Source organism: Parafrankia colletiae, from assembly GCF_001854655.1.
Taxonomy (GTDB): Bacteria; Actinomycetota; Actinomycetes; order Frankiales; family Frankiaceae; genus Parafrankia; species Parafrankia colletiae.
The window spans coordinates 1-19,825 of record NZ_MBLM01000188.1; the positions used below are offsets into that span (position 1 = coordinate 1).

Consider the following 19,825-nt stretch of genomic DNA (forward strand, 5'->3'; position numbering starts at 1 on the left):
GAGGATCCATGGTCGGATCGCGGACCGGCGGCGCGATCGTCTGCACAGGCTGTCCACGAGGATCATCCGCGAGAACCAAACGGTGGTCATCGAGGATCTGTCTGTGCGTTCCATGGTCCGCAACCACTCGCTGGCGCGTGTGATTTCCGATGCGTCCTGGTCGGAGCTGTGGCGGATGCTGGAGTACAAGGCCGGCTGGTATGGCCGCACCGTCATCGTGATCGACCGGTTCTRYCCGTCGTCCAAGACCTGTTCGGTGTGCGGGTCGAGGGTGGAGAAGCTGCCGCTCGACGTCCGGGAATGGACCTGCCRYCGCTGTGGCACGGTCCACGATCGGGACGTGAACGCGGCGACGAACATTCTGGCCGCGGGGCTCGCGGTTGCTGCCTGTGGAGAGGGAGTGAGACCACCTCGCTCCCAGGAGTGAGGAGGCGTCCGTTGACGAATCAGGAACCTGTATCGCGAGGTACAGGAATCTTCGGCCTTCAGGCCGGAGAGGATGTCAAGATCCCGCTGTTCGACCGGCCCTCCRCCATCAGGCGCAGGACGTCCCGTTCCCGCGGGGTCAGCCGTTCGAGCGGATCGCGGCGCCGGCGCACCATCAGCTGCGCGACGACCTCGGGGTCGAGCGCGGTGCCGCCGTCGAGGACCCGRCGCAGCGCGGCGAGGAACTCCGGTACCTGGGCCACCCGATCCTTGAGGAGATAGCCGCTCCGGCTGGTGTCGCCGGAGAGCAGATCGGTGGCGTACCGCTCCTCGACCACTCGGCCGTGCGGGTGACCCGGCCGCCGCCGCACCCCGCCGGCTGCCGGTGCTGTGGGGCAGGGCGGCGGTCCTCGGCGCAGCCGTGCTGGCACCGGCGGCTTCACGCGCCCCCCGCCGGGACGTGGGGAACGGCGGAAGCGGGATCGAAACCGGCGAACGCCAGGCCGATGACGAAGCCCGCGACCTCCTCGAGCTGCCGGGCGCGGTCGAGCGGTCCCAGTACGGCCGGCACACCACCGACGTCACTGATGAGGGCGCTCACGACCCGCAGCGCCGTCGCGTCGTCGCCGCAGATCGTCACCGTGGGCGCCGGGCTTTCCTCGCCGGCGCCCACGGGACGGCGCGTCCACTGGTCGGCCGGATGGAGGTGGAAGGCCTTCACGACGTGAGCGCCCGGAGCCGCCGCGGCGATCCGGCCCGCGGCCGAGGCGCCGTGCTCGGTGAGCAGCACACCGACACCGTGCTCGACGGCATTGGTCGGGTCGATCAACGGCATTCCCGCCAGTGCGCCGTCGGCCGCGCCGGCACTGCGCAGAATGTCGTCGACCCCCGACCACAACACGGCCAGGAGTATGGCGTCGCGCCCGGTGACGGCCTCACGCGGGGTGGCCGCCCGCGTCGGCCCGCCGAGGCTCTCGGCGAGCGCGTCCGCCTTCGCACGGGACCGTCCGCCGATCACCAGTTCGTGCCCGGCCTGGACCCAGCCTCGCCCAAGGCCCTCCGCCAGGGTTCCGGTACCCAGAATCCCGATTCGCATGATTCCTCCTCGCCTTCCCCGCACTCGCGCCGACCACGTCGACCCACTTCGACGGCGACCTTAGGGCGGCCGTTACACACCAGTCGGTGCGCGCGAGACCTGCGACCATGACAGGGATGAACGACCAGGGACGAGACTGTGAGGAGCTCGTGGCGGACTGCCGTGTCCGGGCGGTGACCGACCTGTTCACCCACACCTGGGACCCGGTCGTGCTGACAGCTCTTCGCCGGGGCCCCCGCCGGCGCCGCGAACTGCGTGCCGCCATCGGCGGCCTGAGCGACAAGGTCCTGACCGAGGCACTACGCCGACTGTGCGCGCACGGGCTGCTGGAGCGCCGCGCCTTCGCCCAGGCTCCGCCGCGGGTCGAATACGCGCTGACGGCGCTGGGRCAGAGCCTGGTCGACGGCCCGATGCAGGCGCTCGGCGACTGGATCATCGAGCACGGGGACGAGTTGCTGAACGCTCAGGAGAAAACGTCGTGACCTTGGCGGGGGTCAGTCCATGCCTCGTTTGCCCGGGGTCCAGAACGGCTGGACGACAATCTGCCGGCGGTCCCAGCCCCGCTCGCTCACCAGATGGCGGCGGACGGACTGGCAGGTCCGGGCCTCACCGGCAACGTAGGCGACCGGCCGGCCTTCGGCGCCGGTGTCGGCGGGCTCACGGGGATCGGGCAGGTCGAGGCCGGCGAGCGCCGCCGGAAGCAGCGGGGAGTCGGCGGCCGAGGCGCCGTCACGGTAGGTCCAGGTGAGGTGCTCGGCACGGGGGAGCGGCAGCGCGTCCGCCGGGCTGTCGCACTCGAACACGCCGCGGACCTGGGCGGACGCGGGCAGCCCGCGCAGGATCGCGCCGAAGGGAACCGCCGCGGTGTCGTCACCGACGAACAGGTGGAGGGCCGCCTCGGTGCGCGCGACGAGATGGCCGTCCGGCTTCGTGATGATCGCTTCGTCTCCCGGGGCGACGCCTCGTGCCCAGGCCGCTCCGGGGGCGTCACCGCCGTGGTCGTACACGGCCAGCACCAGCCGTCCGTCCGGGTCGTACTCCCAGACGGAGTAGCTGCGCTTGATGTCGCGAAGGCCCTGCCGCCAGTTGCCCAGCAGGGTCGGGTCCCGGGGAAAGAGCGTCACGTTCTGGCCGGGTGTCCAGGTGAGGCCGGCGAGCGCGGGGCCGGTCAGGACGATCCGGCGGGTGCTCCGGGCCAGCGGGTCGACACTGTCGACCCGCGTGCGCAGCAGCAGCCGGTCCAGCAGCGCGAGGGGCCCCCGCCGAGGGCGAGCAGGGGATGCCACGGGGGAGTCATCAGTCACAGGGCGAGCGTAGGCAGGGGATGACCTGCACTCAAATGCAACTTACTCAATGGCAAAATGCATGGCATGCAATCGGCGTCGTCGTTGGACCTCAATCTGCTGGTGGCTCTCGACGCCCTGCTGGCGGAGGGGAGCGTCAACGGTGCCGCGCGGCGGCTGCGACTGACGGAGTCTGCGGTCAGCCGCGCGCTCGGGCGGATACGACGGGCGATGGACGACCCGGTCCTCGTGCGCGCCGGCCATCGGATGGTGCCCACCCCGCGGGCGCTCGCCGTCCAGGCTGAGGTGCACGCCCTGGTCGAACGGGCCCACGCGGTGTTCACCCCGCTTCGGGAACCCGACCTGGCCACCCTCGCGAGGACGTTCACGATCCTGGCCAGCGACGCGCTGACCACCGCGATCGGCGTCGATCTGCTCGACCGGCTGAGCCGGGAAGCCCCCGGTGTGCGGGTGCGGTTCCTCCCCGAGCCGTCCGCGACCGAGGACCCCCTCCGGGACGGGACGGCCGACCTGGAGGTCGGCGAGATCGACTCGACCTCGCCGGAGATCCACATCGAGGTCCTGGCCGAGGAGCAGGCCCTCGCCGTCGTCCGCGCCGGGCATCCGCTGACCCGGGGCCGTCTGACGCCGGAACGCCTCGCCGCCGCCCGGCATGTCACCGCATCCCGCCGTGGGCGGTTCGCCGGCCCGCTGGACGAGGCCCTCGCGGCGCGGGGCCTGCGCCGGACGGTCGCCGTCTCGGTTCCGTCCCACTCCGCCGCGCTGCTGCTCGTCGCCGGCAGCGACCTGGTCGGCCTGGTACCCGCCCGGCTTGGTCGCAGCCTGCTCACCAGCCTCGGCCTGGTAGCCCTCGACATCGGCCTCGACCTGCCCACGCTGACCATCGCGCAGGCGTGGCATCCCCGTTACGACGCCGACGCGCCGCACCGTTGGCTCCGCGACCGCATCCGCGACACCGTCCGCCAGGCTCTCGCCCTCGACTTCCCGCAGGGGGACCATTCGCCGACCGGCGCTGCGCCGCCGCGGCCTGTGTGAGCTGATGTCTAGGGCGTCTCCGCGTCGTCGGGAGGCACGATCTGGCTGCCATCTCCGGGACGAGGGCCTGTGGCCGGACCGGGGTCCGGTCCGGTTATCGCATCCGGGGATCCGGACTTGCTCAGGCTGTTTATCACGTCCCGAAGCTCAGGCATAATATCCGGGCCGATGGCGGCGAGCCCCGTGATCAGTTCGACCAGCCCCTTCCCCTGAGAGCCGCCAATGTAGGTCCGAAGGTTGGGAACCAGCTTTCCTTTTGCCTCGAGAATCTCGGGAAGTCTCTCGACGATCTGCTGCTGGATCAGAACCTCGTGGTAGCCAGCCTTCGTCCTCAGCATCTCGGCGAGCCGGAAGGCCTCGATCACGGCCATCGCCTGCTCGTGCTCGCGATCGTCGGACCGTTTCTTACGGTTGAGCGCCAGATGGGCCTCGGCTATCCTGATGCGCTCGAGTTCGATTATCGAATTCGACTTGGCTGTCGCTTCTGCCTTGATCTCCTGCTCCATTGCGGCAAACATCGCGCGTTCACGATGAACCGCTCGTTCGATTTCCAGCTCCCGAGTCACCCGATGCGACCTGGCCTCCAGCACCTGCCGCTGCCCCTGCTCGTTCCTCCATTCGTCAGAAAAATCCACACGTTCGGCGACCAGCGGGCTTAGCTCAAACCCGTCGCGCGAAAGTATGTGCACAGAGCGGCGCATGGCCTCGGCTGTCGCATGTCCCGCGTTCCGGTCTATATCTGCTGCCGTGGATGCCCCGACCACGTCACGCAGCTGTCCCATGTAGCAGGCCTTCACGTGATCTTTCATGGTGCCGTGGTTCCCTCCGAAAGCTCGGGCCACGGCAGCCAGAGCCCGGAGGTCGTAGCGGAGTCTGAAGGATCCCGTCGCGCCGAAGGCAACCGGAATCTCGTCGAAGGTGCGGCACTCGACCTCAAAACTGACCGGCTGCCAGGCCAGCGACATCTTCGTAACCCTGTCACCGGGCTGTCGAATCACTTTCCCCTCGGTGACGATCTTGGGTTCCGGTGACCATCTGCCAGTGACCACCGCGACTTCGTCTGGCCCGAGAGAATCTACTAGGTTCGCCATTTTTCGACCTGCAATCACCAGGAGTGACATCAAGATCAGCCCGAGGCCGAGATGGGGGTGTCTTACGACCATCAGTAGGACGGCCGTTGTGGATCCGACGGCCACGAAGGCCGCGATGAAGAGATTTGATCTACAGATCTCAGCGAGTCGCCCGAACAGATCTTGGAGGCGCTCGCGTTCAGGCGTGCGTGATTCGAGGACCACTGCGCATCACACCGACTGAATAGCGCGCATCACGTCGACCAGCCCAYCCCCCTGGAACTCGCGCGCCCGCCCGAGATCGGTGGCCGAGTGAAGGAAGATTTCCTTGATCTTGTCGGCCTGGCCGATGAACTCGCGCCGGACCGAGAGAAATGCGGCGATCGCTCCAGAGACGTGTGCAGCGGACATGCTGGTGCCTGTGAACTCTGCGTAGTGGGAACCGTCCCATTCGTCGTCTTCCGGTTTGGCGTCGGAGCTGGCCGAACTGACGATGAACTCTCCCGGAGCCACGATGTTGGGCTTGAACCGCCCGTCTCCGGTCGGACCCTTCGACGAGAAGTAGGAGATTCCGAAGCGGTGGGGAGAGTCTCGGTGGGTCGAGCCCACCGTGATCGCCCGCATGGCATTACCCGGGTCGTTGATCGTCATACCGACGCCGAGGTCGCCGACGCCGGTCGATCCTGAGTTGCCTGCCGCGATCACGACGACAACCCCCGTCTGGACCAGTCGGTCGACCTCGTTGCAGAGCGGCGAGTACCCCCCGTTGAACCACTCCGAACGGAACACGTAGCCAAGGCTGAGGTTCACGCCATGTATGCGGATGTCCCGTCCGTAGTCGTTGACACGCTGAATGTGTTCCAGTGCTGCTATCACGCTGCTGACGTAGGCCGGCTGCCGGGCGTTGAAGACCTTGTAGCTAACAATTTTGGTACGGGGTGCCACTCCGCTGATCTCCGTGATCGAGCTGACCTGTCCATCGATCGTGTTGTCCCCGTCGAGGAGGTTTCTCCGTACCTGGAGATGGTTGTTGTGGTCGTCGGCGGTGACTTCGCCCGCTATGACTCCCGCGACAGCGGTTCCGTGGCCGAGGCCGAGCATATCTACGGTCGCCATGTTACGGCCAGCAGCCAGGTACTCTGCAGGGGTGTTCTGGCGATAGTGGGGATTGAACGCGGCAACGAGATCGACGTGCTCGAGTGGGGTGGGCAGGTCGAGGTTTCTCCATTTGGCGAAATGGGGATGGCTTGCGTCGACCCCCGAGTCGACGACGGCCCAGTTTATTCCCTCGCCATTCGCGCCGAATGTTGCGCGCGCTGCATCAGCCTTGATCGTGGCAACTGACTTCATCAGAAGCGGGTGTACCTCGAAGTCCGGCCATACTCGCCTGATCGCACGGAGATTAAAACTTCCGAACTCGTACTGGGCGCGCTCGATGTCAATACGGACAATCCACCGAACGACTTCTGGGTGAAGTTCCTCGACGACGTAGGATCGACCAAGCTCACGGGTGAGACCAGACAGGGACTGGGCCCTGCTGTTCATTGATCCGAACAACGAAAATGCTTCGCCGAGAAGATTGTATACTCGTTCGCCCGCTGCCACGCGGCCCTGAGGGAAATCCGGGTTCAGGTCGAAGATGACCCGGACCTGCCCGGGCTTACCGGCCCGTGTCTCCTCCTGTRCAAGTCGTTCCTCGAGTGCGGCAGTTATGACGGATCTTGCGAGAGAAACCTTCTGTGGATCCGGCACATCCCATCTCATGATCGCCCCCGTGTCGTGTAGCTGTCGAAGCAGTGCTCGCGAAGATTACGAGTCGTCAACCGATATCCTTCTTCTGGTTGCACGAGGAAACGGCCCGAGCGGTCGGCCCAGATTCGACAAGCCACGCCTGGACCCGGTGTGTCCTGCTAGCAACCAGAAGGACGTGCTCGTCTGGGGAGAATGCGACTGAGTTGACCCAGCCTCGATGTCGAAGGCGTACAGAGGAGCTTCCCGGCCGCCTCGCCTCGAGGATATATACGTCACTCCGGGCTGYGCAGCTCACAGCTAGATATTCGCCACCAGGCGAGTATGTGAGGCGATGTGGCCGGAGCATCCCCTCATGCTCTTCCCATGTCCAGGTCTCGTCGGCGAGAAGGTCGACTATCGAGATCTTCCCGGCCAGGCCAAGCGCCACCCGGCGTTCGTCAGGACTGAAGGAAAAACCGAATTCCGCGGCGGCGGGGCCGAAACGGAGCAACCCTGACCCGGTGTCCCAGACCCTGACGGCACCGGTCTCGTCGGCTGTCCCGAGCCATCTTCCCGCAGGACTGAGCTGGACACGGGTGACTGCCGGGCGGTGGTCCACTGACCAGAGCGGCTCTGGACTTCCTCCGAGCGAACGCACATGGACCTCGTCGCACGCGTCGGTCGCCACGGCGTACAGACGGCTGTCCTGACTGACGTCAAACGGCACCTGCAGGTCTGTGCCAGGCAGCAGCAGCTCCGGCGCCTCGGCGTTGGGGTGCCAGCGCCAGGCGCCGAACCGGGAGGTCGCTACAACCGCGGCGCCGGAGTGGTCGGCTACGAGCCGTAGCGCGTCGCTGCCCGGCCGCCACCGGTACTCGGCTCCAATCGTCACTGACTGCTGCGGTCCGATGGACAACTGCCTGCCGACACCGTCGGAGCTGACGACTGTCAGCATGGACGAGTCGTGGCCGAACACAGTCGAGACCCGGCCTGCTCCGGAAACCAGGCTGCCGATCAGGCTCCCGGTGTCCACGGACCATACGCGGACTGCACCGAACTCCTCAACGGTCACCAGCCATCTGCCATCGGGGCTGAAGAGCAACGACTTTGCGGTCCCGAAAGCGGCTTCCGGCTCGAGGCGCTCGGCGGCTGCCTGCTCCTGGGTAATCGGGGGAGCAGGGAGCCCGACGTCCGAACGGGGTTCGGAATGGCCAGGGCTTGTCGAGGGGCCGGGGTAGAATATTCCTCTGGCCAGACCACTCGGGGAGGCGCCGATCCCGGCAGCCAGCCGGTCGGCAGCCTCGGCCTCGTCGACCCCGACCAGGTCGACAGGGACAACGTCCGCGACAATGTCGGGAACCTGGCACGGCTGTACTTGCACTGGTACCACTTTCCGGCCCCGGTAGAGCGCGCTGTTGTGCGGAGCGCGATGCAGGTCTGCGCCGGTGAAGAAGTCGTCGGTATATATCGCGATGATGCACTGGGCGCGTTGCAGTGCGGAGCTCATGCGGCCGAGATACGACTCGCCTGCGAGCCAGTCCCGGGTGCCCAGCTCGACAGTGAATCCCTTTCTTTCGAGCTGGTCGGCTATCCATTCGGCCCATGGCTGATCGCTGGTGGCATGCGTGACGTAGAAGTGTAACGGGCCCGGGTGATGCCCGTCATGACTACGCTGGCTCATGCCCGCCCTCGACGCCGATAGGTCGGTGTCCCTAAAGAAGTTGATCTTTTGATGAATGAAGAGGATCGGAGAATCAGCGTACCGCGCGTACCGGCTCCTCCTGGTCCTTGAGTTATCCCCGGTCAAATCCTGCGTTCGCCGAGTTTGTGCGTTGTCCGGCGCCTATGACCAGCACTGCTACGATCTGAAGCGGACAACTACGCAGAGTTGTCTCCGGCGCACATCGGGGGGCGTATGTCGGGGGAGAGCGTGTCGGCCAGGCGTGGCCGGCCGGAGCTGCCGGTGCCCGGGGCACCCGGAGAGGCGCTACATGACTTCGCGCAACAGCTTCGGGTGTTGCGGTACGGGGCCGCGACGCCTCCATACGGGGAAATGTCTGCTTTGGCTCATGTGGGTCGGACGGCACTGAGCAGGGCGGCCGGCGGTCGGGAGTTTCCGTCTCTGGAGGTCACGCTCGGATTTGTGCGGGCCTGCGGCGGCGATGTGGAGGAATGGCGAGCCCGCTGGCAGCGGGCCCGGGCAGCGCACCTCACGGAGGCGCCGGGTGTCGGGCCCGGCACGGATGAGACCGTGACGCCGGCTGCTCCAGCCGTGGCCCCGCAGGCATGGATGGTGCCCTGGTCGGTTCCGTGGCTGAGGAACCCGCACTTTGTCGGCCGGCTGCCGGAACTTGCGGCCCTGCGTGCGGGCTGGTCCGGCGACCGGAACCTGCCTCAGGTCCTCCTCGGTCTTCCGGGTGTCGGGAAGACCCAGCTCGCGGTGGAGTACGCCTATCGGCATGCCGGTGACTACGACCTCGTATGGTGGCTGCCCGCGGAGCAGCCGGCGAGCCTCCTGGCGACGCTGGCCTCCCTTGCCGACCGGCTGGAGATCGGCGTGCGGGGAGATGCGGAGGGATCCGCCTCCGCCGCAGTCGCGGTGTTGGCGGAGGGAAGCCGGTTCCCGCGCTGGTTGGTGGTGCTTGACAATGCGGAGGAGCCCGCCGACCTACATGGGTTGCTCTCCGCCGCGGCCCGTACCACCGGTGGCAATCTGCTCATAACAGCGCGGGATCCGGCGTGGTCCAGCCTCGCGGTTCCGCTCGAGCTGTGTGAGTTGCCAGAACGTGATGCTGTCGCCCTGCTGTCTGCCAGGGCGCCGCGACTCACCGCGCGCGAAGCCAACCGCGTCGCCGAAGCGGTCGGCTACCTGCCGCTGGCCCTGGAGTCAGCCGGATCGTGGCTCGCGGAGACCGCGACACCTGTGGACTCCTACCTCGAACACCTGCGGTCACGTGTGCGGGATGTGCTGAGCCGCAACCCGCCGCCGGGGCACGTCTCGGTCGCAGCCACGTTCACCGAGGTCCTGATGGCCATTGATGATCCTGCCGCAGCCACGCTCACGCTGCTATGGGCGCAGTTCGGCCCACGGCCTATCCCGGTGAGCCTCATCCATCCCGGGGTCGCCAGCATGCTTCCGCCACCGTTGGACACTGTGGCCCAGGACCCGCTGGCGTATCGGGACCTCGTCCGCCACCTGGCGCGCGCTTCGGTGATTCGCCCCTTGCAGGACGACACGGTGATGATGCACCGACTGGCCCGGGCGATCTTTCAGGAAGCCACCCCGGCCGGGCAGCGGAGTGTGCTGCTGGACGCGGCTCGGCACCTGCTGGCCGCGGCGCATCCAGAACACCGAACGGCGCCGTCGGGTTGGAGGGCGTACGGGGGGCTGTACCCGCACGCGGTCGCAACCGATCTCGTGGACTTCCCGACCGCCGCTGCCCGGGACCTCGTCCTCTGGCTGGTGTGGTCCCTTCGTGCGGCCGGCGACTACACGAACAGTCGTCGCCTGGCCGAGCACGCACATCGGCGGTGGACCACCACGCTCGGAGCGGGACATCTCGATTCGATGCTCGCCGCGGCCAACCTGGCAGCGACCATGTGGGCACAGAACCAGCCGGAGGAAGCCCAACAGGTACTCACCTTCAGGCGCATGCGGCACCGAGGGGTCAGCCTCGAGCGCAGCCGATCGACCCCGGAGCCCGGCGAGGACGAGGAACTGCTCACCAGCGTCCGCCRTATTCATGGTGCAGATCATCCGCACGCGATCACCGTTACGGCACAGATCGCGGCGACCTATTTCGTCGAACATGACTACGAACCGGCGCGACGGTATTTTGAGGACGTCCGTGAACGCGGCTCCCGCGTCCTCGGCCAGGACCATCCACACATCATCCGGGCAACCAACTATCTCGGGGCGATCCTGCTGGCGCAGGGCGATCTGGCAGCTGCTCGACATCTCCTCGAGGACAACCTCGACCAAGCGCTGCGCACACTGGGTGACAATCATCCTGACACCATGCGCACGACGGTCAACCTCGTTGCGGTCTGGCAGGCCCGCGGCGACGGGCGGGCCCGGGACCATGCCATCGACAGTCTTCCCCGCGCGGTGCGAAAGCTGGGCGAGAGCCACCCCGATATCGCGGCGACGTCCTACCCCGACGACAGTCCCCGGAGTCCGAGCGACAGTTGAGTTCTCCTGCCGGACCCCACCGAGCCGCGGTCGGCTCGGATCCGCACACCGTCGCTCGTCTTCGAGAGCCCCGCCCGATAGATCAGAATCGCTGGTCTGGATGGCCTTCTTCCAGGAAGGAGAAGCTACGGATGGCTACGGCAGTGATCACGGGCGGCACCGACGGCATTGGCCGAGGGCTCGCCGAGGTGTATCTCCGTCGAGGGTTCGAGGTGCTCGTCGTCGGACGCGACAGGCAGAAGGGCAGGGCGTTCGAGGCCGCCGGCGAACGGGCCCGGTTCGTCAGCGCCGACCTGAGCAGGGTGGCCGAGAACCGCCGCCTGGCCGACCAGATCTCCGAGCAGTACCCGGTTCTCGACGTCCTCGTGCTCGGTGCGCGATTCCACCGGCAGACCCGCGCCCTGACCGCCGATGGGTTCGAGAGCAACTTCGCGCTGTTCTACCTCAGCCGGTTCCTGCTCAGCCATGGCCTGGTCGGCCCGCTGAGCCGGGCCGAGAGCCCGGTCGTCCTCAACTTCGGGGGCGCCGGACAGACCGGCCCGGTCCGGTGGGACGACCTTCAGCTGGAACGCGGCTACCACGGTGTCGGTGCGATGGGCCACGCCGGCCGGCTCAACGACCTGCTTGGCGTCGACGTCGTGGACACGCACGCCGACACCGGCATCCGGTACGTCCTGAACCACCCGGGCGTGGTGGCCACGAGTTTTGCCGGGGAGTACGACCCGGCGACCGCCACGCAGATCGACCAGCTGAAGGTGATCGGCAAGTCGGTGGCCACCGCCGTCGCCCAGATCCTCCCGTTCCTCGAGCCACCCGAGCAGGAACGGCTGACCGCCGTACTGGAAGGCCAGCGCGTGCCACTGGAGCCGGAATCGCAGTATCTCGACGACGCCCGCCGCCTCCGCAGCCTCACCCTGGACCTGCTCACGCGGTTCGACGGCCGAACCACCTGAAACCGCTTGCCAGCCGCCGCGACGCGGTCGGTCACGGCAATCGTGCCCATCGACCAGCGGAACGGACGGGCGAGTGAGTCGCGCTGGTGAGCCGCGCGGTCAGGCGGGACTTTCCGATGAGGCCACCTGATCGGTTGCCGGGTGAGAGACGGCCAGTTCCTGGCGCAGTCGCTCCCGGGCACGGCGCAGGCGTTGTCTGACCGCCGACGGCGTGATCCGCAGGATCTCGGCGATCTCGTCGGCGGTCAGGTCGTCCCAGCAGGCCAGCGTCAGCACCGCCTGGTCGGCCTCGGTGAGCTGTGCCAGCGCGGCCCGGATCTCGACGGCCTGCTCGGGCAGCGCGTCGTACGCCGGGATGACCGTGGCGAGATGGGTGCGAAGACGATCGGCCAGCGCGGCCCGGCGGGTCTGGCCGCGGCGGTGGTTGGCGAGCGTGTGGCGGGCGATGCCGAACAGCCAGGCGGCGGCCGCGTCGCCGTCGGACGGCAGGTCGGCGACCCGGCGCCACGCGGTCATCAGGACCTCTGCGAGCAGGTCGGCGGCGTCGGCTGGCGGGTCGATCCGGCGGGCGAGGAAAGCCAGAAGCCGTGGGCCGACCGCACTCACAAGGCCGGTGAACCATTCCTCGGTCGTTGTCGCCGCGGTTCTCGATGCTGCCTCGGCACCCGAGCTGACAGGCTCAGATCTCACTGGTCGACACCGATCCAGCTGGAGCTGCAGTTCGCCCTGATGTCCTGGCGGATCGGGCCCTCGTCGCCGTGAGTCGCGGCCTCGGCGATGGAGCGAAGCCAGTCGACGGTGCCGCCCCCATCGGTCTCGACGAAGATGGGCCACGATGGCACGCCGCGTATGACCTCTGCGGCCTGCCCGACCCGGGCGGTGTCACCCGCCTGCCGTGCGGCGAGCCATTCACCGTCCCAGACACAGACCGCGTAGTGGGCGAAGGCCGACCGGACGCCGGTGACCTGCATCATCGCGGGCTCCCGCTGGCCATTGGCGACCTGGGTGTCGATCACGGGCTGCCAGCTGCGCCCGGCCGGCAGCGGGATGTCGGACGGACGCAACGACTCCACGACCTCGCGGAAATCCGGCGCACCGGTGTTGAGCCACTCGCTGGTGTCGCTCTCGGTGAATCCCGGCGAGCCGAAGATTCCCGTGCGGGCGAGGCCGTCGCTGGACGCGAACGCTGTTCCCAGGAGCGCTGCGGCCGCAAGCCCGGCCACAGCCACACGTTGCCACGCGCGAGGTCTTCCCGGCACTCGCCTCGACGTCGGTCCCCGGCGTCGTGACTGCGTCGACCGGTCCAGCCGCTCCGTCGTCGTGCCGATCGACCCGGTCCCGCCTGCGGTACTGCCTGCGGTCCCGCCTGTGGTCCTGCCTGTCGACCCGGCGTCGGTGTCGACGACCGCCCTCGCAAGCTCGTTGACCAGGCGGCCGACGTCCGCGCCGGTCGCCAGAGCCGGCCCGACCAGGTCCGCGGACCGCATGCGGCGATCCAGCTCGTCGTCCTCCGGCAGCCCCATTCTGATCAACCTCCGGCGTCGACATGGATCGGCTGCCCAGAACATGTCCGRCATGCGGTCCGGTGTGACGCTGTGGAGCACGACTTCGCGCGTCAGGTGTGTGCGTCAGGTGTGTGCGTCGGACAGGCGTCGCAGGCGGTGCCTGAGGTGGCGTTGCTCGGCGAGATTGACGGTGGCGGCGATGGCTCGCCGGTAGGCCGTGGCCGCGTCGTCCGGTCTGCCGGCCTGCTCCAGGAGGTGGGCGCGGACGGCGCCCAGGCGGGGAAGGCCAGGGTGGTCGGCTTCCAGCGCGTCGATCCCGGCGAGGGCGACGTCGATGCCGTCGACCATGGCCTGGGCGACGATGCGGTTGAGGGTGATCGTGGGGTTCCGGTGACCGGTCACGATCTCGAGAAGCCGGTAGAGCGCGAGGATCTCGACCCAGTCAGTTGTCGCGATGTCGGGCGCTTCGGCATGCAGAGCGGCGATGCAGGCCTGGAGCAGGTAGGGGCCGGGGTCGGCGCCGGGGGTGGCCTGCTCGACAAGCCTGATGCCCTCGCCGATCAGCTCCTTGTCCCACAGGGCCCGGTCCTGCTCGTCGAGCGAGGTGAGGCGCCCGTCCGGCCCCACCCGGGCCGGGTGGCGGGCCTCGGTGAGCAGCATCAGCGCGAGAAGGCCGGTGGCCTCGGTGGCCTCGGGGACGCTGCGGCGAAGGAGCCGGGCCAGGTGGATCGCCTCGGCGGCGAGATCCGCGTCGCGGGGAGGCGCGCCGGCGGTTGTGTGGTGTGCCTCGGCGAACATCACGTAGAGCACGTCGAGCACTGCGGTGACGCTCTCGTCCGCCTGCTCGGGGGGCGGTAGCAGCCGGCCGAGCTCGCCGAGGCGACGCTTGGCCCGGGTGATCCGCTGGGCGATGGTGCGTTCGGGGATCTGGTAGACGTTGGCGATCTGGGCGGTGGTCAGCCCGGCGACCGCCCGGAGGGTCAGCGCGACCTGTCCGGAGCGCGGCAGGTCGGGGTGGCAACACAGCTGCAGCACCAGCAGCGAGTCGTCCCGCTGGGCGGTCTCCGGTGCCACCGGGGGCGCCAACAGCGTCGCGCGGGTCTCGCGGTCGCGGCGCCGGGCGTCACTGCGGGCGCGGTCGACGTACCGGCGGCGTGCGGTCGCGATCAGCCAGCCGAGCGGGTCGTCGGGAAACCGCGCCGGCCACTGTTGGTACGCCTGCAGGAGCGCCTCCTGGACGGCGTCCTCGCACAGGTCGAACTGGGCGGTGCCATAGCTGCGCAGCAACCGGGCGAGGGCCTGTCGCGCGAGCTCGCGCCACCGGCCCTCGCCCTCGCCGAACGGTTCAGCTGGGATCATCCCTCGCCCAGGTCGGAGAACATCACCGGCCGGAGCTCGAGGGCGAGGCCGGGGATGTTGGCATCGGGAATCTGCTGGGCCAGCTCCACCGCCCGGGCCTCGTCCTCGACGTCCAGGAGATAGAAGCCGCCCATGAACTCCTTGCTCTCGACGAACGGTCCGTCGGTCACCTCGGGCCGGTCCCCGGAGCTGCGAACGACCTTCGACTGGCTGGGGTCGGCGAGGGCCTGAGCCGCGATGAACTCACCGCGCTCCTTGGTGGCGGCGATGAACGCGCCGTGCCCCTCCTGGATCTGCCGCTGCTGGTCGGCGGTGAGCTGCTCCAGCACGGCCGGGTCGATCTGCATGATGATCAGGTACTTCACGGTCTCCTCCTAGGCGGAGCAGCCACCCGCGTGGCAGCTCACCAGGTGGTCGTCGCCGACGGTGCTCCCGCGACACTACGCAGCCAGAAATCTTCCCCGGCGTTGTCGCGCGGGGCGCGCCGGCGACGACCACCTGGTACGCGGCCACCAGCTGGCACGCGGCCACGACGGGCGAGACGCCCACGCTCAGGGAGGTAGGCCATGACACAGCGGGTCCGGGTCCACTGCTTCACCATCAGCCAGGACGGGATCGGGGCAGGCGAGGAGCAGAGCCTCGAGCGCCCCTTTGGCCACGCGGACCCTGGGCGCCTGTTCGCCTGGGCCGGTGCCACGGACAGCTGGGTCCACCGCACCGAACCCGACGGCAGCCGAGGGCTCGACGACTACGTCGTCCGTGACTTCACCCGCAACATCGGCGCCGAGATCATGGGGCGCAACAAGTTCGGCCCGATCCGCGGCCCGTGGACGGACCACGAGTGGCAGGGCTGGTGGGGAGACGAGCCCCCCTTCCACACGCCGGTCTTCGTGCTCACGCATCACGTTCGGCCGTCGTTCACCCTGAGCGACACGACCTTCCACTTCCTCGACACGACGCCGCACGAAGCACTGAAGCAGGCGAAGGCCGCCGCCGGCGGCCGGGACGTGCGCATCGGCGGCGGCGTCACGACCGTTCGCGAGTTCCTCGACGCGGACCTGATCGACGAGATGCACATCGCCGTCGCCCCGTTCGAACTCGGCACCGGTCTCCGCCTCTGGGACAACCCGGACGAGCTGACCGACCGCTACCACCTGGAGCGCGTGCCGAGCCCGAGCGGTGTGGTGCACCACTTCTTCTGGCGGCGATAGGTACGCGGCAACAGCCTCGATGGGGAGCTCCCACCTCATCGCAGGGTGAGCGGGGTTTCGGATTCGACCCGGGACAGTTTCTCCGGGTTGCGGACAAAGTAGAGGCCGGTGATGCGGGCGCCCTCGACACGGATCGCCATGACGCCGTCGAGCTCGCCGTCCAGGCGTACGACGAGTGCCGGGTTCCCGTTGACCACGGTGGGGTCGCAGGTGATCACGCCTTCGGTCCTGCCGGAACCGCCGAGGTAGAAGCGGACCACCTTCTCCGCGCCGATCACCGGCCGTAGCGCGGCGCGCCTGATCCCGCCGCCGTCGCTCACAAGGACGACCTCCGGGGCGAGTACGTCGAGGAGGTGCTGCGGGTTCCCGGTCTCGAGTGCGCGCTGGAACGACTCCAGCGCCGCCCGGGTCTCGCTCGGGGATGCTGCCCTGCCAGGGCGGCGGGCATCGACGTGCTGGCGGGCGCGGTGCGCGATCTGGCGGACGGCCGCGGGGCTCCTGCCGACGGCCTCGGCGATCTCGTCGTAGCTGACGTCGAACACCTCGTGCAGCACGAACACCGCCCGCTCGGTCGCCGAGAGCCGCTCGAGGACGATCATCATCGCCATCGACACGCTCTCGGCGAGCTCGACGTTCTCGGCCACGTCCGGTGCGGTGAGCAGCGGCTCGGGCAGCCACTGGCCGACATACGCCTCCCTGCGGCGCTTCATGGCGCGCAGCCGGTTGAGCGACTGCCGGGTCGTGATCCGGACCAGGTAGGCGCGCTGGTCGCGCACCTGCCCCAGGTCGACCCTGACCCATCGCAGCCAGGTCTCCTGGAGGACGTCCTCGGCGTCGGCCGCCGATCCGAGCATCTCGTAGGCGATGGTGAAGAGCAGGTTGCGGTAGGCGACGAAATTCTCGGTAGCGGGGTCAGTGGCGTGGTCGCTCATATCTCGGCGGCTGCCCGCTCGACGGTGGCCGTCGCCTCGCCGCGAGTGGTCTGCAGCAGTTGGCGGCGCTTGCCGTCCTTGAACTTCCAGGTGTGCGAGCCGGGCTTGCGCGCCTCGTCCGCCAGACGCTTGACCAAGCCCGGGTAACTGCTTTCCTTGATCTTCGCAGCAAGGCGGCCATCGATGGAGAACCTGTTCGCGGTGTCGTCCCTGGAGGCGAGCTGTACGGTGGCGGCGCGACGTCCCAGGCTGACGCACAGGCCGAAGAACCCCACGTTGACAGGCGCGGGCTGCTCACCCGCGATCTGGCTGAGCACCGTGTCGGCGGCGTGCGCGCCCAGTGGCATGGCGGCCTGACAGCTCATCCGCAGCGGCAGGTCCGACGGTGCCGCCGAATCCCCGGCCGCGACGATGCGCACGTCGTCCACACTTGTCAACGTCTCGTCGGTGAGCAGGCGGCCCAGGGCGTCGGTGCTCAGCCCGCTGCGCGCGGCCAGGTCCGGCACGCCGAATCCGGCGGTCCAGATGGTCACCGTGCTCGGCAGCTCGCGGCCGCCACTGAGCTGCACGGCATCGAGCATCACCGCCGTAACCTTCGCGTGGGGGCCTTCGAGCATGGTCACACCAAGCTTGGCCAGCTGCCTGGCAATCGAGCGTCGAACCCGGGGATGCAGATACGGACCGAGCACCTCGCCGCACACCAGGGTCACGGTACGGCCGGCCTCCGCCAGCTCGGCGGCGGTCTCGATGCCGAGCGTGCCGGCCCCGACAACCGTCACCGCGGCCGTCGCCGGCGCGGCGGAAAGGACCGCCCGCAGCCGCTCCGCTTCCTCCAGGGTCGCAGTCGGGTAGGCGAACTCGGCCGCTCCGGGCACGCCCGAGTCGGCGCTGCCACTACCCACGGCATAGATCAGATAGTCGTAGCCGACCGTACCGCCGGTCGCCAACGCCACGCTGCGCTCGRCCGCGTCGATCCGTGCCGCGGTGTCGACGACCAGCCGGACGCCCTCGGCCAGGACCTCTCGGTAGTCGACGACCGCGTCGTGGGAGCCGCCCACCACCTGGTGCAGGCGGATCCGATGGACRAAGGTCGGGCGCGGGTTGATCAGCGTCACTGTCACGTCGTCGCGCTGCGTCAGGCGATTGGCGGCCATCACGCCGGCGTATCCGCCGCCGACCACGACCACACTGGTGTTCTCGACCATGGCGTCTCCTCCGCTTCAGGGGGTTCGGCCTCAAGACACCGCGTCATCGCTTCGTGTGACAGTATGTGAGGCAGGTCACTTCGTTGGTGCGGTGGTCGGCCTCGAACCGGCAGAGCCTGGCGAGCGGAACAGGTCTGGTTCTGGAAGTGGCAGAGGCTGCGCCGTCGGCGAGCGCAGGCCTTCGAACCACTGCCAGGTAGCGGCGCCACAATGTGGGCTGATGGTCGGAGAGGGACGCGGCGGCCTGGCAGAGTGAACGGTCGTGGGTCTGGAGTTCGACCACCGAGGTCATGAACTCGAGCAGGGCCGCAGTGGGGTCGGCGGCCTCTGCCAGCGCCGTACGGCCGGCTGCTCAACATTGTCTTCCCCGCTCCGGGCACCGCCGCGTTCAAGGACAAGGACCTCAYCGTGGAGACCGTCATCACCAGCRCCGGCCCGGGCGACCTGGACGCGTTGGCCGCCCGGGCGCTGGACGGATCGCTTCCCGTAGCGATCAGCAGGCGGTACCGCCTCGCGGACGGCGGTCAGGCATGTCTCGAGTTCCTGAACGAGCACAACCGCGGAAAGATGGTCGTCGTCGTATCGGAGGACGTAGAACCGTGATATTCGGTGCGCATATTCCGGACGGACGGTCAGCCGGGCAGCAACCCGTGCGGGGCTTCGCCCGGGGCCGTGAGGAGGGCCGTCGGATCGACCTTCCGAACTGGTCAATGCTCGTCAAGGTCACGGCCAGCGATACCCTCGGCCGGCTCACCGTGCTGGAGGGGCGAATGGGCCCGGGGGAGCCCGGACCGCTTCCTCATGTTCACGAGGGCCATGACGAGACGTTTGTGCTCGTCGAAGGCCGGTTGCGGTTCCGCGTCGGGGACGGGTTCCACTCCGCCGTCGCGGGCGAGACGGTGTTCGCCGGCCGGCGCCTGGCACACGGCTTCGGGAATCCGTTCGACGAGCCGGCCCGCTACGTCGCCATCCTCACTCCCAGTGGCTATGAGGACTACTTCGCCGAGGTCGCGGAGCATGTCGCCAGAACTGGCACCGCGCCCAGCCGGACTCTGACGCAGGAACTGATGGCGCGGCACCGGACAGTCCTCGCGCCGCACCTGCCCGACCCCGGTTCAGTCCCGTCGTGATAGCCGATGACGCGCAAGCTGGCCGGATCAGCATGGAGCCGATCATCGAGCCTCCATCAACTGGAGGGGTCAACCACTGCATCCCGGCCCAAGGCCTCCGGGCGACGGCGAGCAGAGGCCCACAGCGGCCAGCTGTCGTCGTGGGCAGCCACGACCTGGACGTTGCCACCGTGGTTGTCGACCTTGACGGACCACCGCAGATCCACGCCCTTGTCATTGGGGCCTGTCGGCTCCTTGGGCACGCGAAGTCGCGCGGACGATGGCTACGGAACAAGCTGAGTCGGCGCACAATTGACCGGTTCGGTTCCTATGCCAAGGTAGCAGGCATCCCTGCCAGTGATCCTGGCGTTTTACAAGGATTTACCGTGACGGTGGCACACTACTCGGCCTGGATACATCGTCCGATTTTCGTGTGTTTTTCGTGGTTATCTTCCGCTCAGTCGATGCACGTTCTCCTCCGAGATCAGAGTATCCGGATGATCGACGCCGAGCACTTCCTGCATCCGGGCATGCGTATCTTCGTGTAGTTCTCGGGCCAGTTCATATTTTCCGACGTCGCGCAGGGTCAGAGCCAAGTTGTGTGCGGAGGCCAGCGTGTCTGGATGTTCGGGTCCAAGAACCCGACGTCGCCTGTTGAAGGTGTCTTCGTCGAGAGGTAGGGCGGATTCTGGATCCC

The 19,825-nt window shown here is 68.2% G+C and carries 20 protein-coding genes and 2 pseudogenes; 8 read left to right on the forward strand and 14 right to left on the reverse strand.

Annotated features, from left to right (window positions below; all coding sequences use genetic code 11):
- The coding region (locus CC117_RS33370) for an RNA-guided endonuclease TnpB family protein (RefSeq protein WP_157905506.1) at window positions 1-427 on the forward strand (427 nt) is incomplete at its 5' end.
- A gap of 79 nt (window positions 428-506) precedes the next feature.
- Here the strand turns inward: CC117_RS33370 and CC117_RS33375 are convergent.
- Window positions 507-761, reverse strand: a pseudogene (locus CC117_RS33375) (DNA-binding response regulator); the annotation flags it as partial.
- Between the two features lie 104 nt (window positions 762-865).
- The gene (locus tag CC117_RS33380; RefSeq protein ID WP_071092306.1) at window positions 866-1,522 is read right to left on the reverse strand and encodes an NADPH-dependent F420 reductase; all 657 of its coding nucleotides are present in this window, start codon (window positions 1,520-1,522) and stop codon (window positions 866-868) included.
- A 116-nt stretch (window positions 1,523-1,638) separates the two neighbouring features.
- On the opposite strand from CC117_RS33380, the gene CC117_RS33385 reads away from it, so the two are divergent.
- Window positions 1,639-2,004 carry a winged helix-turn-helix transcriptional regulator gene (locus tag CC117_RS33385; protein ID WP_071092308.1) on the forward strand — a complete coding sequence of 122 codons (366 nt, stop codon included), beginning with the start codon at window positions 1,639-1,641 and terminating at the stop codon, window positions 2,002-2,004.
- A 12-nt stretch (window positions 2,005-2,016) separates the two neighbouring features.
- On the opposite strand, the gene CC117_RS33390 is transcribed toward CC117_RS33385, so the two are convergent.
- Window positions 2,017-2,808: a siderophore-interacting protein gene (locus CC117_RS33390; RefSeq protein WP_407673635.1), complete on the reverse strand. Its 792-nt coding sequence runs from the start codon at window positions 2,806-2,808 to the stop codon at window positions 2,017-2,019.
- A gap of 75 nt (window positions 2,809-2,883) precedes the next feature.
- Between CC117_RS33390 and CC117_RS33395 the strand changes: the two genes are divergently transcribed.
- On the forward strand, window positions 2,884-3,861 hold the full coding sequence (locus tag CC117_RS33395; RefSeq protein ID WP_071092314.1) for a LysR family transcriptional regulator: 978 nt from the start codon (window positions 2,884-2,886) through the stop codon (window positions 3,859-3,861).
- 8 nt (window positions 3,862-3,869) lie between these two features.
- On the opposite strand, the gene CC117_RS33400 is transcribed toward CC117_RS33395, so the two are convergent.
- From CC117_RS33400 to CC117_RS33410, 3 genes are read right to left on the reverse strand one after another with little or no spacing between them, the layout of a single operon-like run.
- Entirely contained in the window at window positions 3,870-5,156 is a 1,287-nt protein-coding gene (locus tag CC117_RS33400; protein WP_131803186.1) for an SPFH domain-containing protein, read from the reverse strand.
- Window positions 5,157-5,162: 6 nt separating this feature from the next.
- Window positions 5,163-6,695, reverse strand: a complete 1,533-nt coding sequence (locus CC117_RS33405; RefSeq protein ID WP_071092319.1) for a S8 family peptidase — start codon at window positions 6,693-6,695, stop codon at window positions 5,163-5,165.
- 55 nt (window positions 6,696-6,750) lie between these two features.
- On the reverse strand, window positions 6,751-8,343 hold the full coding sequence (locus CC117_RS33410; RefSeq protein ID WP_206744830.1) for a toll/interleukin-1 receptor domain-containing protein: 1,593 nt from the start codon (window positions 8,341-8,343) through the stop codon (window positions 6,751-6,753).
- Between the two features lie 570 nt (window positions 8,344-8,913).
- Here CC117_RS33410 and fxsT point away from each other — a divergent pair.
- Both fxsT and CC117_RS33420 read left to right on the forward strand, forming a co-directional pair.
- Entirely contained in the window at window positions 8,914-10,854 is a 1,941-nt protein-coding gene (gene fxsT, locus CC117_RS33415) for an FxSxx-COOH system tetratricopeptide repeat protein (RefSeq protein ID WP_198542078.1), read from the forward strand.
- A 131-nt stretch (window positions 10,855-10,985) separates the two neighbouring features.
- Window positions 10,986-11,807 carry an SDR family NAD(P)-dependent oxidoreductase gene (locus CC117_RS33420; RefSeq protein WP_071092327.1) on the forward strand — a complete coding sequence of 274 codons (822 nt, stop codon included), beginning with the start codon at window positions 10,986-10,988 and terminating at the stop codon, window positions 11,805-11,807.
- 99 nt (window positions 11,808-11,906) lie between these two features.
- Here the strand turns inward: CC117_RS33420 and CC117_RS33425 are convergent, their stop codons facing one another.
- The 4 genes from CC117_RS33425 to CC117_RS33440 form a co-directional block, all read right to left on the reverse strand.
- Complete coding sequence (locus tag CC117_RS33425; RefSeq protein WP_241830643.1) at window positions 11,907-12,497, reverse strand: RNA polymerase sigma factor; 591 nt, start codon at window positions 12,495-12,497, stop codon at window positions 11,907-11,909.
- Window positions 12,494-13,030: a hypothetical protein gene (locus CC117_RS39695; protein WP_241830644.1), complete on the reverse strand. Its 537-nt coding sequence runs from the start codon at window positions 13,028-13,030 to the stop codon at window positions 12,494-12,496. Before CC117_RS39695 ends, CC117_RS33425 begins: the two co-directional genes overlap by 4 nt.
- Window positions 13,031-13,435: 405 nt before the next feature.
- The gene (locus tag CC117_RS33435) at window positions 13,436-14,671 is read right to left on the reverse strand and encodes an RNA polymerase sigma factor (RefSeq protein WP_071092337.1); all 1,236 of its coding nucleotides are present in this window, start codon (window positions 14,669-14,671) and stop codon (window positions 13,436-13,438) included.
- Window positions 14,668-15,036 carry a YciI family protein gene (locus CC117_RS33440; protein WP_071092340.1) on the reverse strand — a complete coding sequence of 123 codons (369 nt, stop codon included), beginning with the start codon at window positions 15,034-15,036 and terminating at the stop codon, window positions 14,668-14,670. Before CC117_RS33440 ends, CC117_RS33435 begins: the two co-directional genes overlap by 4 nt.
- Before the next feature lie 201 nt (window positions 15,037-15,237).
- Here CC117_RS33440 and CC117_RS33445 point away from each other — a divergent pair, with 201 nt between their 5' ends.
- Window positions 15,238-15,882 (forward strand): dihydrofolate reductase family protein, encoded by a 645-nt coding sequence (locus CC117_RS33445; protein ID WP_071092345.1) that lies wholly within the window; start codon window positions 15,238-15,240, stop codon window positions 15,880-15,882.
- Window positions 15,883-15,917: 35 nt separating this feature from the next.
- Here CC117_RS33445 and CC117_RS33450 read toward each other — a convergent pair whose 3' ends face one another.
- Window positions 15,918-16,814 (reverse strand): RNA polymerase sigma-70 factor, encoded by an 897-nt coding sequence (locus tag CC117_RS33450; protein WP_071092348.1) that lies wholly within the window; start codon window positions 16,812-16,814, stop codon window positions 15,918-15,920.
- Window positions 16,811-18,019 carry an NAD(P)/FAD-dependent oxidoreductase gene (locus CC117_RS33455; RefSeq protein WP_071092351.1) on the reverse strand — a complete coding sequence of 403 codons (1,209 nt, stop codon included), beginning with the start codon at window positions 18,017-18,019 and terminating at the stop codon, window positions 16,811-16,813. The genes CC117_RS33450 and CC117_RS33455 overlap by 4 nt, the downstream gene beginning before the upstream one ends.
- A gap of 408 nt (window positions 18,020-18,427) precedes the next feature.
- Between CC117_RS33455 and CC117_RS33460 the strand changes: the two genes are divergently transcribed.
- A complete protein-coding gene (locus CC117_RS33460; protein ID WP_071092354.1) occupies window positions 18,428-18,622 on the forward strand; it encodes a hypothetical protein in 195 nt (64 codons plus the stop codon).
- A complete protein-coding gene (locus CC117_RS33465; protein ID WP_157905507.1) occupies window positions 18,619-19,149 on the forward strand; it encodes a cupin domain-containing protein in 531 nt (176 codons plus the stop codon). The genes CC117_RS33460 and CC117_RS33465 overlap by 4 nt, the downstream gene beginning before the upstream one ends.
- A 104-nt stretch (window positions 19,150-19,253) precedes the next feature.
- Here the strand turns inward: CC117_RS33465 and CC117_RS40830 are convergent.
- Window positions 19,254-19,364: pseudogene (locus CC117_RS40830) on the reverse strand (IS5/IS1182 family transposase); the annotation flags it as partial.
- A 210-nt stretch (window positions 19,365-19,574) separates the two neighbouring features.
- A partial coding sequence (locus tag CC117_RS35740) for a tetratricopeptide repeat protein (RefSeq protein ID WP_131803187.1) occupies window positions 19,575-19,825 on the reverse strand: 251 nt, incomplete at its 5' end.

Bases quoted from the DNA above. Each gene is read 5' to 3' on its own strand.
- CC117_RS33420 (WP_071092327.1), top strand. From the start codon at position 10,986: ATGGCTACGGCAGTGATCACGGGCGGCACCGACGGCATTGGCCGAGGG.
- CC117_RS33445 (WP_071092345.1), top strand. From the start codon at position 15,238: ATGACACAGCGGGTCCGGGTCCACTGCTTCACCATCAGCCAGGACGGG.
- CC117_RS33395 (WP_071092314.1), top strand. From the start codon at position 2,884: ATGCATGGCATGCAATCGGCGTCGTCGTTGGACCTCAATCTGCTGGTG.
- CC117_RS33450 (WP_071092348.1), bottom strand. From the start codon at position 16,814: ATGAGCGACCACGCCACTGACCCCGCTACCGAGAATTTCGTCGCCTAC.
- CC117_RS33435 (WP_071092337.1), bottom strand. From the start codon at position 14,671: ATGATCCCAGCTGAACCGTTCGGCGAGGGCGAGGGCCGGTGGCGCGAG.
- CC117_RS33380 (WP_071092306.1), bottom strand. From the start codon at position 1,522: ATGCGAATCGGGATTCTGGGTACCGGAACCCTGGCGGAGGGCCTTGGG.